Origin of the sequence: Paenibacillus nanensis, from assembly GCF_003583765.1 — a bacterium.
GTDB classification, from domain to species: Bacteria; Bacillota; Bacilli; order Paenibacillales; family Paenibacillaceae; genus Pristimantibacillus; species Pristimantibacillus nanensis.
This window is the reverse complement of sequence record NZ_QXQA01000002.1, coordinates 1-14381: the sequence shown is the minus strand read 5'-3', so window position 1 is coordinate 14381 and position 14381 is coordinate 1. Positions and strand designations below refer to the sequence as shown.

Annotated in this window: 8 protein-coding genes and 1 rRNA gene; 8 read left to right on the top strand and 1 reads right to left on the bottom strand. The window is 51.8% G+C overall.

Going from position 1 to position 14381, the window contains the following annotated elements; all coding sequences use genetic code 11:
- The first annotated feature begins 108 nt into the window (after positions 1-108).
- The 7 genes from D3P08_RS03300 (at position 109) to D3P08_RS03255 (ending at position 12951) form a co-directional block, all read left to right on the top strand.
- Complete coding sequence (locus D3P08_RS03300) at positions 109-1122, top strand: endo-1,4-beta-xylanase (protein ID WP_119598030.1); 1014 nt, start codon at positions 109-111, stop codon at positions 1120-1122.
- Positions 1119-2630: a glycoside hydrolase family 43 protein gene (locus tag D3P08_RS03295; protein WP_119598029.1), complete on the top strand. Its 1512-nt coding sequence runs from the start codon at positions 1119-1121 to the stop codon at positions 2628-2630. The genes D3P08_RS03300 and D3P08_RS03295 overlap by 4 nt, the downstream gene beginning before the upstream one ends.
- Before the next feature lie 298 nt (positions 2631-2928).
- Positions 2929-8868 carry a family 43 glycosylhydrolase gene (locus tag D3P08_RS27645; protein ID WP_240647276.1) on the top strand — a complete coding sequence of 1980 codons (5940 nt, stop codon included), beginning with the start codon at positions 2929-2931 and terminating at the stop codon, positions 8866-8868.
- A 142-nt stretch (positions 8869-9010) separates the two neighbouring features.
- Entirely contained in the window at positions 9011-10708 is a 1698-nt protein-coding gene (locus D3P08_RS03265) for an RICIN domain-containing protein (protein ID WP_119598028.1), read from the top strand.
- Positions 10709-10744: 36 nt separating this feature from the next.
- Complete coding sequence (locus D3P08_RS27640; RefSeq protein ID WP_240647274.1) at positions 10745-11209, top strand: alpha/beta hydrolase; 465 nt, start codon at positions 10745-10747, stop codon at positions 11207-11209.
- Positions 11206-11535, top strand: a complete 330-nt coding sequence (locus D3P08_RS27635; RefSeq protein WP_240647272.1) for an alpha/beta hydrolase — start codon at positions 11206-11208, stop codon at positions 11533-11535. The genes D3P08_RS27640 and D3P08_RS27635 overlap by 4 nt, the downstream gene beginning before the upstream one ends.
- A 33-nt stretch (positions 11536-11568) precedes the next feature.
- Positions 11569-12951 carry an ABC transporter substrate-binding protein gene (locus tag D3P08_RS03255; protein ID WP_119598027.1) on the top strand — a complete coding sequence of 461 codons (1383 nt, stop codon included), beginning with the start codon at positions 11569-11571 and terminating at the stop codon, positions 12949-12951.
- Positions 12952-13094: 143 nt separating this feature from the next.
- On the opposite strand, the gene D3P08_RS03250 is transcribed toward D3P08_RS03255, so the two are convergent.
- Positions 13095-13856 (bottom strand): SDR family oxidoreductase, encoded by a 762-nt coding sequence (locus D3P08_RS03250; protein WP_119598558.1) that lies wholly within the window; start codon positions 13854-13856, stop codon positions 13095-13097.
- Between the two features lie 454 nt (positions 13857-14310).
- On the opposite strand from D3P08_RS03250, the gene D3P08_RS03245 reads away from it, so the two are divergent.
- Positions 14311-14381, top strand: a 16S ribosomal RNA gene (locus tag D3P08_RS03245); the annotation flags it as partial.

Sequence of the window (14381 nt, the reverse complement as noted above, 5' to 3'; positions counted from 1 at the left end):
CCAATCGACGGGTTGCCCGCTTATTGCCGCAACAGCTACACTGTGGGGGAATCGGACAATAGTCTGTCCGGCGACCATGTGGGATCGATGAAGTGGAGGCGAACGAAGATGACGGATCAACGCGCGAATGAATTACCTAGGCTTCGCGAGGTTTTTGGAGAACATTTTCATATTGGAGCTGCCGTTAATCCAAGAACGCTCGTAACGCAGAAGGATTTGCTGACGAGACATTTCAATAGCTTAACGGCGGAGAATGAGATGAAATTTGTAAGCGTCCATCCGGAAGAGGGGCGGTATACGTTCGAAGAAGCGGATCGGTTGATCGATTTCGCGAAGGAGAACAACATGGCGGTAAGAGGCCATACGCTTGTGTGGCATAATCAAACGCCAGACTGGGTTTTCGAGAACCGTTCAGGCGGAGCTGCCGATCGCGAGACGCTGCTGTCCCGCATGAAATCGCATATCGACGAAGTGGTCGGTCGCTATAAAGGGCGCATTTACGCTTGGGATGTCGTGAACGAAGCGGTGACCGACAGCGGGGACCAGCTTCTGAGGCCTTCCAAATGGCTGGAAATTGCAGGCGAAGATTTTATCGCAAAAGCTTTTGAATTCGCGCATGCGGCTGATCCGGACGCGCTGTTGTTCTATAACGATTACAACGAGTCCGTACCCGCGAAGAGGGACAAAATCTATTCCCTCGTCAAGTCGCTCACTGAGAGAGAGGTGCCGATTCACGGCGTTGGCCTGCAGGCGCACTGGAATCTGGAGCATCCGACGCTGGATCATATCCGCGAAGCCATCGAACGGTATGCCAGCCTCGGCGTCAAGCTGCACATCACGGAGCTGGACGTGTCCGTCTTCGCGCATGAAGACAGGCGCACCGATCTGATCGCTCCTACGCCCGAAATGCTGGAACGGCAAGCGGAGAGGTACGGGGCTTTCTTCAAGCTATTTAAAGAGTATAGCGAGCATCTCACTTCCGTTACCTTCTGGGGGGCCGCGGACGATTACACGTGGCTGGACCATTTTCCGGTGCGGGGCCGCAAAAACTGGCCGTTCCTCTTCGACGCGCAGCATCAGCCGAAGGCTGCCTTCCAGACCGTGCTGGAGGCTGCGCAATGAACAAAACGCTCATAACCAATCCGATCATGTGGGCGGATGTGCCCGATGTGGATCCGATTCGGGTCGGGAGCTGTTATTACATGGTCAGCACAAGCATGCACTCCATGCCCGGTTGCCCGATCATGAGATCGACCGATTTAAAGCATTGGGAAATCGTCAGCTACGTGTACGACACGTTCGAGGATAACGAAGCGCATCGTCTAGAAAACGGGAAAAACATATACGGAAAGGGCTCGTGGGCAGCTAGTCTGCGCCATCATAACGATACGTTCTATGTTTGCTTCTCGAGCAACGATACGCGGCGCTTCTATGTGTACCGAACGAAGGATGTCGTGAACGGACCGTGGGAACGTTCCGTCATCGACGGTTTGCGGCATGATCCCGGTTTACTGTTCGACGAAGGCCGCGTGTTCGTTTTCTCGGGTAACGGCAGTATTTACATAACCGAGCTGACAGCTGACGCAACCGCCGTGAAGCCCGGCGGAATTGATCAGCTGTTATTCGAGACGGAGCGGGAGGACATTGGTCTGCGGTGCGAAGGCTGTCATGCCTATCGGCTGAACGGCTATTACTATTTGTTGTTCATCGAATGGCCGCGGACAGGGAACATGCGCCGCCGGCAAATTTGTTACCGTTCAAAAGAACTGCTCGGCCCGTACGAACGCAGGATCGTCTTGGATGATGACCTTGGCTATCATAACAAGGGCGTCGCCCAAGGGGGACTATTGGATACGCCGAATGGCGAGTGGTACGCGATGCTGTTCCAGGATCATGACGCCGTCGGGAGAATCCCCTGTCTTGTGCCTGTTGCTTGGGAGGACGATTGGCCGGTGTTCGGCATCGACGGCAAGGTTCCCGAACAATTCGAGGTAGGGCTGCCTGAGTCGGAGTCCATGCCGCTCGTTATCAGCGACGAATTTGACTATCAGAGCGACCGGCTTGCACGAAATTGGCAATGGAATCATAATCCGGACAACCGGCTATGGTCGGTAACGGAACGTCCCGGTTATCTTCGATTGCGAACCGGCAGCTTGGCAGACAGCGTCGTTCAGGCGCGCAATACGCTGACGCAGCGAACGGAAGGCCCCGCATGCACGGGCGAGACCTTGCTGGATACGGCTCACATGAAGCCTGGCGACCGCGCCGGCCTTGTTGCTCTGCAAAGCCATTACGGCACGGTCGGTGTCGCAGTGGCGGATAATGGCGAGAAGTTCATCACGATGTGCGTCAATGGAGGAGCTGGCGAAGAGAAGGTTTTGGAGGCTTGTCCATTCGACGGCAGCGTCGTTCATTTGAAGATACATTTTGACTTCGAGGACAGCATCGATCAAGCAGTCTTCTACTATTCTATGGACGGAACAGAATGGGCGGCAATCGGCGAACCGCTCCAGATGAAATATACGCTTGATCATTTTATGGGCTATCGAATAGGGCTCTACCAGTACGCCACACGCGAAATCGGGGGTTGCGCGGATTTCGATTATTTCCGTTACCAGAGATATTGCTAAATAGTTGTTTTCGAGAAGGACCAGCTGCGCTGCTGGTTCTTTTTTTGTATCCCGGTTATTTTAAAGCGGACTTTGATATGCCAACAACTATCTTTTGACAGGTCATAGTGGTATGGATTAACAGGTTGTTTGCAAGAGTAATCAAGTGTACACTTTTTGTGATAAATTATCCGCATTCCATCCTCAAAAATCCACAAAAAATAATACTTTTCAAATAAAAAATCACATCGAGAAATTATTATCCATAACTTACAATCGAATTGCATTACAAAAAACATAAGAGGAGGAAAAATTAGTTATGTTTAAAAAAGTATCCATAGTTTTGTTAGCGTTTTCAATGCTGTTGACGCTAATGCCGCGCTCTTCGCTTCAGGCGGAGCAGGAGACGGTCATGTTCGAGAACCCGCTCCTATGGGCGGACGTACCGGACCCCGACGTTATCCGGGTCGGGGACGCATACTATATGTCCAGTACGACGATGCATATGAATCCGGGTGTCCCGATTATGAAGTCATACGACCTTGTACACTGGGAAATCGTGAACTACGTTTACGACATTTTGGCCGACAATGACGAGCAAGCGCTTCGCAACGGTAAAAGCAACTACGGTCAAGGCTCATGGGCAAGCAGCTTGAGATACCATGGCGGCAAGTTCTACCTCGCATTCGCTTCTTATGACACGGGCAAAACTTATATTTACCAGACAACGGATATCGAACAGGGGCCGTGGACGCATGCCGAGCTAGCCGGCGTATACCACGACATGTCGCTCTTATTCGACGATGACGGACGGGTGTATATGGCATACGGCGGGGGCGATATCCGGATTATTGAGCTTACCGCCGATGCGACCGCGATCAAACCGGGCGGGCTCGACAAGGTCATCATTCCGAACGCGAGCCTGGTTGCGGGGGAAAACGTTGGACTTAAGGCGGAAGGCACTCATATTCAGAAAATAAACGGTTATTACTACGTATTCAACATCACTTGGCCAAGCGGAGGCATGCGTACGCAAATTGTGCACCGCTCTGACAAAATCGACGGGACCTACACCGGCAAGGTGGCGTTAAAGGATGCCGGCATCGCCCAAGGCGGGCTGGTCGATACGCGGGACGGCAAATGGTACGCGATGCTGTTCGGCGACCGAGGCTCCGTAGGCCGTATCCCGTATCTGGTTCCCGTTACATGGGAGGATAACTGGCCGATATTCGGCGAAGACGGGAAAGTTCCGCAGCAGATGGCAATTCCTGTAGAAGGAGTCGCATCGGAGAATAACTGGGTAAGCTCCGACGAATTTTACAACTCGGCTGCCCGAGTCGGCTCATCCCAGCTGGATGTCGATTACGCTTTAACGCCGGCAGCAGCTTCCGATGAGTCGGCCGTCCAGCCGCTTGCAGCTGGTTCGGGTTCGGGCAAAGAGATTATTGCGAACGGCGGTTTTGAAAGCGGTTTAGAACCGTGGACAGGACACCAAAACGCGACGGTTGCCGTGACGACGGACCAGAAATTCAGCGGCACGAGCAGCTTGTTCGTTAGCGGCCGCGAAGGAACGGGCTCCGGTCCCCAGCAGCTGCTGGCCGGTAAGGTGAAGGCCGGCGTCACGTATCAATTTTCCGCGAAGGTCATGTACGACGGTGAGGATACGCTGCCTGCCACGAGGGTGTTCAATATCGCGTACCAGGACGGAGATTGGCAAACGATTAAGGTGATGGGCTCGGCGACCATTACGAAGGGCGAGTGGGGGACCATTCAAGGCTCGTACACCATTCCGAGCGATGCGCCTTTGAATAATCCGCTCATCTTCCTAGAAACGTCTTGGACATCGGCGCAAGACCCGGTCCTTGATCTCATGGACTTTTACGTTGACGATATTTCGATACGCGATATGACGCCTGATGCCAACCTGCTGGTGAATGGAGGCTTCGAGGAGGGGGTTGCGCCATGGACCGGTCACGAGAATGCGGCAGTGTCGGTTACGACGGATCGGGCTTACAGCGGCACGAGCAGCCTGTTCGTCAGCAACCGTCCCGCTACAGGCGCTGGTCCGCAGCAATTTATTACCGGTAAAGCGAAGGCGGGAGGCGTGTACGAATTTTCCGCTAAGGTCCTGTACGATGGCGACGAAACGTTACCTGCTGCGCGGGTGTTCAATATCGCCTATCAAGACGGCGACTGGCAGACCATCAAAGTAATGGGATCTGTAACGGCGACGAAAGGGCAGTGGGCCACCATCCAAGGGAAATACACCATTCCTGCTGATGCCGCGCTTAACAACCCGCTAATCTTCATTGAGACGTCCTGGACTTCGGCGCAAGACCCTGTCAAGGACCGAATGGATTTCTACGTGGACGACGTTTCTTTCATCGATGTAACGCCTCCAGGCGGATTAGATAAGCCGCAGCCGGGCGAATACGATCATAACGGCTCCAATCTGGCGTTAGCTTGGCAATGGAACCATAACCCGGATAACCGCAACTGGTCGCTAACGGAGCGCCCCGGCTATCTGCGCCTGACGACGGGCAAGAAAAGCACAAGCTTGCTTGACGCGAGAAACACGCTGACGCAGAGAACGTTCGGACCTGTCAGCTCGGCGAGCACCGCCCTCGAGGTCGGCCAAATGAAAAACGGCGATTATGCGGGACTCGCTCTTCTGCAGAAGGAATACGGCTATGTCGGCGTCAAGATGTCCGGCAATGCCAAATCGATCGTTATGGTGAACGGCAGCACGGGCACAGCCGTCGAAGCGGCATCGATTCCGCTGACGCAGGACCGGGTTTATTTCAAGGCCGAAGCGGATTTCCGGAATCAGACCGACAAGGCGAGCTTCTATTACAGTCTGGACGGCACGAGCTGGACGAAAATCGGCGATACGCTGCAAATGCGGTATACGTTGCCTCACTTTATGGGCTACCGCTTCGCGTTATTCAACTACGCTACGGCTGCTGTAGGAGGCAGCGTCGACTTCGATTATTACCGAATCGGAGACGAATTGACCGGAGAGCTTGCGCCTGTAACCCTGCAAGCTGAGCTTGGCGATGTATCCGAGGTGACCGGCGTTCCGAACATCGAGCTTGACGTTCCGATTCGCATGGATGAATTGCCTGCAGGCGATTATGATTCGCTAACCGCTTCCTTCAACATTCCGGATGCCCTTGAGGTTACCGGCGTTACGTTCAATGAAGAGAATCTCAAAGGAGCAGCGGCATTCAGCGCTCAGGGCAATAGGCTGTTGCTTCAAGTTAGCGGCGAAGCGGTGAGCTTCGTCCACCATGAATCCGATCTGTTCGCGACAATTCATTTGAAGGTTGCGGATTTTGCGCCAACCGACCGCACGGTCGTCATACGAACCGACTATATTCAGGCTGAGGGCGGAAGCGCAGTCTATAACGTCCATCGAGCAATAGCCAATATCGGCCTCAAAACGTTGAATACGGGAGCGCTCGCGAAGGTTCCGGGTTATCATAATCCGCTTGTCAGCCATAAGTTCGGCGCCGATCCATTCGCCATGGTGTATGACGGAAGAGTATACGTGTACATGACGAATGACGAATACGAATATGACGCCAGCGGCAATATCGTGAACAATACGTACGGCAAAATCAATACGATTACGGTGATTTCGTCCTCCGACATGGTGAATTGGACGGACCACGGGGCGATTCCGGTGGCGGGTCCAAACGGCGCGGCCAAATGGGCGAACAACTCTTGGGCGCCTGCAGCGGCGCATAAAGTGATCGACGGCAAAGACAAGTTTTTCCTTTACTTCGCCAACAACGCCAGCGGCATCGGCGTGTTGACCGCAGACAGTCCCGTCGGTCCATGGACCGATCCGATCGGTAAACCGCTCATTTCCTGGTCAACGCCTGGCGTGAACGGTGTCGTGTGGCTCTTCGATCCGGCTGTGCTGGTCGATGACGACGGCAAAGGCTATCTGTACTTCGGCGGCGGCTTGCCGGGTGGCGGCAATCCTTCCCCATCGCAAATTTCGAATCCGAAAACAAGCCGGGTCATCGAGCTTGCGGATAATATGATCGAGACGGTTGGCTCGGCGGTGACAATCGATGCTCCTTACATGTTCGAGGATTCCGGCATCCACAAATTTAACGGCAAATATTACTATTCGTATTGCTCGAACTTTGCGGGGGTTCACCCGGAAGGCACGCCGCCGCCCGGAGAAATCGCCTATATGGTGAGCGACAGCCCGATGGGCCCGTTCACATACGCGGCTCCCATCTTAAAAAATCCAAGCACATTCTTCGGAGTAGGGGGCAATAATCATCATTCGATCTTCGAATTCCATGGCGAATGGTATATTGCGTACCATGCCCAGACCGTAAGCAAAGCAGCATTGGGAGACGGCAAAGGCTATCGCTCCACCCATATCAACAAAGTGGACATCTACGAAAGCGGCCATATTCGCAGCATTAAAGCGGATATGGAAGGTGTCTCTCCGGTCGCGAATTTGAATCCTTACCAAAGAAATGAAGCGGAGACGATTGCGTGGAATGCGGGAATTCGCACATCGGCGTTGAATGCTCCGGCGAATGTGGATCAGCCGGTAAATCTTTATGTGACGGATATTCAAAACGGTGACTGGTTCGCGGCGGCCAACGTCGATTTCGGCAATAACGGAGCCAAGGCTTTCGAGGCGAGCGTCAGGGCTGCTGCCGGCGGCACGCTGGAAATGCGATTGGACAGCCCGAACGGAACGGTAATCGGCGAGATGAAGATTGATCCATCCGAAAGCGAATCGGATTGGAAGGTTGTAAGCGCTGAATTAGCTGAGGTTAGCGGTGTGCGCCATCTTTTCTTTACGTTCAAAGGAACGGGGGAGGAGGCGATCATGGATATCGATTATTGGTCGTTCACGGAAGCGGATCCAGGGACGGAGCCAACGCCGACACCAACGCCAACACCGACGCCAACACCAACACCAACACCGACATGGCAGCCAACGCCGGTTCCGCCTGCAACGAGCAGTAGAACGGATGTCGAGATTGAAGTAAATGGCAGCATCGGGCTTGGAGCAACGGCATGGAAGTCCGAAAGGAACGGGCAAACAATAACAACGATTGAGCTGGATGAGATCAAGCTTGAGAAACGGTTGGCTACTGCCGGCAAAGGCTCGGTAATCGTCATCCCGGATCAGAGTGGCAGCGATAGGGTTGTCGGGCAGTTTAACGGTGAATTGCTGAAGCTGCTTATTGCTTCCGAAGCCGCAGTGGAGCTTCGAACCGAACGTGGCATTTACAGGCTGCCCGCCAAGGCGCTCAATCTTCACGAGATTACCAAGGTGCTTGGCGGACGCTCAGAGCTTCATGAATTAACAATTGGTATAGAAATCGCCGCTCCCACGACGGAGCAGCTCAGCTCGGCGGAAGAAGCAGCCGAAAACGAAAGCTTCGAGTTGATCGCGCCGCCCGTACGCTTCACGGTGACGGCATCTGCCGGAGCGAGAAGCGAGGAAATCGCTAGTTTTGACAGCTACGTGGAGAAGCTCATCCCTATACCGGAACATGTGGAGCCAGGGAAGGTAACGACGGTCATTGTTATCGAGCCTGACGGCGCCGTCCGCCACATCCCGTCCGCAGTGGTCGTTGTTGGCGGAAGCTACTATGCCAAAGCAAATAGTTTGACGAATAGCATATACGCTGTCATAAAGCATGAGGCAGCTTTCCCCGATACTGAAAACCATTGGGCGAAGACCTATGTTAACGATCTTGGTTCGCGCATGGTCATTACAGGTTCTGATGACGGGTTATTTTATCCGGATGATTCCATTACCCGCGCCGAATTTGCCGAAATCGCGGTGAGGGCGCTTGGCTTAAAGCCGGATTCCGGCAAGTCTCCTTTTACGGATGTGGAGACAGGAGACTGGTACAGCAGCTATGTCTTAACGGCTTATGAAACGGGATTAATTAACGGCTTCGATGACGGAACCTTCCGTCCTGCAGCCATCATTTCGAGGGAGCAGGCAATGGTTATTCTGGCGAACGCGATGAAGCTTACGGGCTTATACGAATCGGTCAGTGACGAAGCAGGCATAGCCGTCCTATCCCCGTTTTTCGATGAAGGAGACATTTCAGTGTGGGCGAAGGAAGCTTTTGCAGCGGGTATAGCGGCGGAGATTATCGCCGGACGAGGCGGCAATACGCTGGCGCCGAAAGCGGACATATCCAGAGCAGAGGCTGCGAAAATCTTGCACCGGCTGCTTCAGCAGTCTGAATGGATTACATGAAGGCAGCAGGGCAATTAACAGCTTAGAACAAACGGCGAGGTGCGCCCTATCCATCGATAAGTGATTGAGGAAAGGGCGCATCTGTTATTCCGTACGACCATGAATTCACATACAACATTCGAACTGAAAGGAGATGTAAGTAATGAAAAGATTGAGCTGGACCATGAAGCTGCTGCTAGTGGCGCTTCTGCTGTCGCCGCTTTTGGCGAACGGCAATTCAGCTAACGCTTGGTCGGGCATCACCCCTACGAAACTGCATGTCAGCGGCAACCAGCTGGTCAACAGCAGCGGACAGCCGGTGCTTCTTAGCGGGTGGCATCAGCCAACGGGCTCCTACTGGACGTACCAGAACAGCAACTATTATTTGAACTTGCACGGAGGGAACAGTTACGCCGCGAGACTTGCTTATTTGAAGGACATTACGGATACCTTCACCAGCACATCGCCAAAGTATGGCAACGACCATGGCTGGTACATGAACCAGGTCCGCCTGTTTATCGACAGGGAGGACATGGGCGACGTAGCGGCGGGAACCTACAATTTCGCCGGCTTACAGGCTGTCACGCAAAACGTGATTATTCCGTATATCGAATACGCCAAAACCAAAGGCCTATACGTCACGCTTGGGTTAGACTTCACGCTGCAGAACAATCAGGCGACAACGCAGGCCAATCTGGACAAATTTAATCAAATATGGGGCTATCTCGCATCCCGGCCCGGTATCAAAAGCGCGGACAACGTCATGTTCGAGCTTGTGAACGAGCCCGTTCTTGCGTACGCGAACGGAACCTGGGGAGGACATCCTTCCAGTCCTGATTTTGTCGCGCATTGGAACGCGCTTCGCAGCTTCCAAAACGCCATGATTGCGACGATTCGGAATCAAGGCGCAGACAATGTGATATGGGCGGCAGGTCTCGGCTGGGATCAATACTATCAGCTATGCGCTACGCATCCGCTTTCCGACCCGTTAAACAATGTCGGGTATTCGGTTCATTGGTACCCGGGCTACGGCGCAAACGACAACTATGCGACGCTGCAGCAGCAATGGGATACAAACATTAAGCCATGCGCCGACAACTATCCGATCAACATTACGGAGACAACCTGGTTCAAATGGCAGCAGGGTGACTCCGAATATTGGAAGCTGTTCGACGGGACCAATGCCGGTTTCGGCAAAAACACAAAAGCGATTTTTACGGCGGCAGGAAATGTCAGCATTGCGGTTCATATGAACGGCTTCCTGTTGCAGCCTGGCCCTAGAAGCTCATTCGCTGATCCGACGGCGGGATTGCTGTTCGACGGCAACACGGCAAGGGACGGCATGGCGCGTTTTATATTCGAATGGTATTACGAGCGGGCGCAGCTGCTGCCTTGGAATGGAATCTGGAACGGTCTGACGAACGGGGCGACGTACACATTCATTAACCGCGCTTCCGGTAAGGCGATCGATGTCCCTGGCGGACAGAACACGAACGCTCTGCAGCTTCAGCAATGGCAGACCAATAATGCAACCGCTCAGCAGTGGGTCGTGGATGATATGGGCACCTATAACAATCAATATCGAATCAAAAGCTTAAGCTCCAGTGACGGCAAAGTGATGGATGTTCGCAATGGCTCAAAAAACAACGGGGAAGCGATTCAGCTAATGCAGGACTATGCGAATACCGCCCAGCGCTTCCGTATCATCAAGCTGAGCAACGGCTTTTATTGCATCCTGAATGTCAACAGCAACAAAGCGGTTGAGGTAGCGGGAGCGTCGACGGCAGACGGCGCGAAGCTCCAGCAGAACCAGTACCGCGGTGATTTGAACCAGCAATGGCAGCTGGTGAAGATCAATTAATGAACCGATGTCACTCATCAGAGGAGTAATGTACACATGGCTATGATGCAGATTCATTTTTTTTCGGCATGTATGAAGAGAGAGGTAACGTTTAACGCGCTGCTGCCGCTGGACCAGCCGGAGTCTCCGCATACGGAGGGCGAGTCCGTCAAGCCGCTGAAGTCTCTTTATTTGCTGCACGGCTATTGCGGCAGCCATACGGACTGGATCAGTTTCTCGCGCATTCGGGAGCTTTCGGACCGGCATCGCATCGCGGTGTTTATGCCGGCCGGAGAGAATCGTTTTTATTTGGACGACGAAGAAAGCGACGAAAGAATGGGCGAGTATGTCGGACAGGAGCTGGTGGCATTCACCCGGCGCATGTTTCCGGTATCGCGTTTGCGGGAGGACACGATGATCGGCGGATTGTCCATGGGCGGTTATGGCGCCATTCGAAACGGTCTCCGTTATTCGGACACTTTCGGAGGAATCATCGCTTTATCGTCCGCGCTGCTGCCTTGATTCAGCCGGGTTACCATAACGGCATTGCAGGCTACGGCTATTACCGTAAGGTTTTCGGAGACTTGGATAACGTGCTGGGAAGCGACAAGGATCCTGAGGAGCTGATTCGCCATTTAAAAAAAGAAGGACTCCCCATTCCATCGATTTATTTAGCCTGCGGAACCGAAGATTTTTTGCTTGACGTCAATCAGCGTTTCCAGCGTTTCTTGGAGGATGAGGGAGTTGAGCACACGTATAAGGAGAACCCGGGGGCGCATACTTGGGATTTCTGGAACGAGCACATCGGCGATGCGTTGGAATGGAGCCTTAGCACGAAGGTTAATTAAACAAAAAATCAATGATTATAGGGGGTAATTTAAATGTGGAAGCGTAAGACATTGCTATTGCTTTGCAGTATCATGCTGCTGCTCATGGCGGCATGCAGCTCGAATTCAGGGGTAGGCTCAGACACGAATGGACCAGGCAATGCGACGAATGCACCCGTGGCGACGGATGCGGCGGAAACCGGGAACGACACCGTCGAGGATGAACCGAGCGGCACGCCAGAAATGGAGTTTGACATGGGCGGCAGGACAATTAAATGGGTATCGTGGTATGATGAGTCGATTAAGGAAGACAACCCAGACAGCATTAAAATGAAGGAAAACCTGGACGCATTGATGGAAAAACATAATTTCAAGATGGAATATGTGGTTGTCGATTACGCCGAGCTGCGCGACAAGGTTACCGCCTCGTTAGTTGCGGGAGAGCCGATCGGCGATATTATCCGTCTAGCGAGACCCTGGATGATTCCGTCGCTTGTCTCGCAAGGGTTGTTCTCTCCGGTTGATGAATACACGAAAAACGAAAAAGTGTTCATTCAGCAATATACGAACGAATACTCGCAATACGAAGGCAGAGGTTATGGATTTAGAGCGGGGATTAACGGCGCATCCTCGGGCATCTTTTATAATCGAACCCTGATGAATCAATTGGGCATAAAGCCTTTGCAGGAGTACGTGAACGAGGACAACTGGAATTGGGAGACCTTCATTCAAGTAGCGAAGGAAGCGAATAAAGACACGAATAATGACGGCAAGCTGGATATTTGGGGACTTGCAAGCTCTTCCATTCTCGTGCAGGCTATGGCTTCGAACGAAGCCAATCTAGTCGCTGAAGACAAACAAAATCTAGAGGATCCGAAAACGCTGGAAGTGTTGAATTTCCTGTCGAGACTCGCGACCGAAGCTGTTGGCAGACCTACGGAAGGCGGAGACTGGACGGAGCCGGGACAATTTTTCCGCCAAGGCAATACGCTGATGTGGGCAAACAGCGATTACGAAATCGAAAACTTGAAGAAGGATATGCCGGACTATGACATCGGTTTCCTGCCGTTCCCGAAAGGACCGAGCGCTACGCAGTATCATTCTCACAATACGATTCCAAACTACTTGACGATTCCAAGCGCTATCGAGAATCCAGAGCAGCTAGTCTATATTTACGAAAAGATTAACGATATTGAATCGATGTACGATTACCCGAAACAATCCCGATTTGAGACGTTTTTCAGTAATGAGGACGATCTGAACAATGCGAGAATCGCCGGCGAAAGCATTAAGATCATCGATACCATCGACGGGTATCCAACGATGCCTTATTATGAGTTCACCGGTGAAATTTTAGAAGGGGTTTCGGTATCGACGGTGATCGAAAAGTATAAAGAGCCATTCCAGGCAGCGATCGACGAGGTTTGGAAAAAGTAGATGTTTCATAGATAATCGGTTCCTCTGGTTGAATGTTTAGAAGAGTCAGTCCCATGTCACCGCCTTACTATCATATATCAATATACATTTTGCATAAAAAGAAAACTCGTCGATATACGGCGAGTTTTTCTTTTATGTTTTAGCTATTCGATTGTGTGTCTCATCGCATTATACATTTTAGTTACGTGCTCATCCATTTCATCTCGCGACATACGCAAGCGGTTTACGGAAGTGCCATATCCGATTTCCTCTTTTCCTTCTTCCAGCTCCTTAAAGATTCCATCCGCAAAGTTATCTAACGGCTCGCCATTTGAATGAAGTCCTACTCCTCCTAAGTTAGTATTTACCGCAGGCGGGGCAATTTCAATGACTTCTACCGATGTGTCCGCCAGCTGGTGCCGGAGACTTATTGAGAAGGAATGAAGGGCTGCTTTCGTCGCGGAATAGATCGGGGCAATGGCAAGCGGTGTAAAAGCTAATCCAGATGTTACGTTAAGGATTGCCGCCTCTTCTTTTGCCGCAAAAAACGGAGCAAACAGCATGGAGAGATGGAAAGGGGCTTCCAAATTGACTGCGATCTCTTTTCTATAATAATCCCAATCGTTTTTGGCATCTGCTTTTAAAATATGAAAGCGTTGTTGAATCCCGGCATTGTTTACTAACACATTCACTTCTGGATAGTGAACTGTGACCCAATCAAATAATGATGCGCGCTCCGGTTCACTTTCTACATTACTTTTACGAGTGATAAGAGCAGGGAGCTTTTCTTTTGCAAGCTGCAGCGCTTGGTCGCGTCGTCCGGTAACAATAACTTGGTTTCCGGCTTTTAAAAAACGTTCAGCAAAAGCTAGTCCAATTCCAGAGCTTCCGCCTGTTATTAGAATGGTATTGCCCGAAAGTCTCATCCTAGTTCCTCGCTTCCGCTTGTTACCCGGGTGCATAAAGATTCCTCTTATGTAGCTTTTCCAATTGTTCCTCCGGGTATTAGTCGTGGTAAGCATACAATGGAACGATTGTTAAGCAGTTTTCGATTACCTTGAAAATATTACCTGTTGCACCTCGGTAGTCAGAATGATATATTATAACACCGGCCGCGAGACAAGCGGTTCGGAAATGAGAAACGAATCGAACGGCATCAATTTCCAGTTGATTTCATATAACGATTCGTGATACATTATTAGTCCGGCCACGAAATAGGCGGTCGGTAACGAAAGAAAAGATTGTTCTTTGAAAACTGAACAACGAGCGAAACTGCCCTGTTAATTCGGTAACGAGTTAATAGATATAAGAAGTTTTCGTACTCGGCTTTAGCCGATGCGAAAAGCTTCAAGCAACAAACGGAATGAGCAATCAAACACCTTTATGGAGAGTTTGATCCTGGCTCAGGACGAACGCTGGCGGCGTGCCTAATACATGCAAGTCGAGCGGAG

Excerpts from the sequence above, each read along its gene's own strand:
- D3P08_RS03300 (WP_119598030.1), top strand. The coding sequence starts at position 109 with ATGACGGATCAACGCGCGAATGAATTACCTAGGCTTCGCGAGGTTTTT.
- D3P08_RS03295 (WP_119598029.1), top strand. The coding sequence starts at position 1,119 with ATGAACAAAACGCTCATAACCAATCCGATCATGTGGGCGGATGTGCCC.
- D3P08_RS27645 (WP_240647276.1), top strand. The coding sequence starts at position 2,929 with ATGTTTAAAAAAGTATCCATAGTTTTGTTAGCGTTTTCAATGCTGTTG.
- D3P08_RS03265 (WP_119598028.1), top strand. The coding sequence starts at position 9,011 with ATGAAAAGATTGAGCTGGACCATGAAGCTGCTGCTAGTGGCGCTTCTG.
- D3P08_RS27640 (WP_240647274.1), top strand. The coding sequence starts at position 10,745 with ATGGCTATGATGCAGATTCATTTTTTTTCGGCATGTATGAAGAGAGAG.
- D3P08_RS03255 (WP_119598027.1), top strand. The coding sequence starts at position 11,569 with ATGTGGAAGCGTAAGACATTGCTATTGCTTTGCAGTATCATGCTGCTG.
- D3P08_RS03250 (WP_119598558.1), bottom strand. The coding sequence starts at position 13,856 with ATGAGACTTTCGGGCAATACCATTCTAATAACAGGCGGAAGCTCTGGA.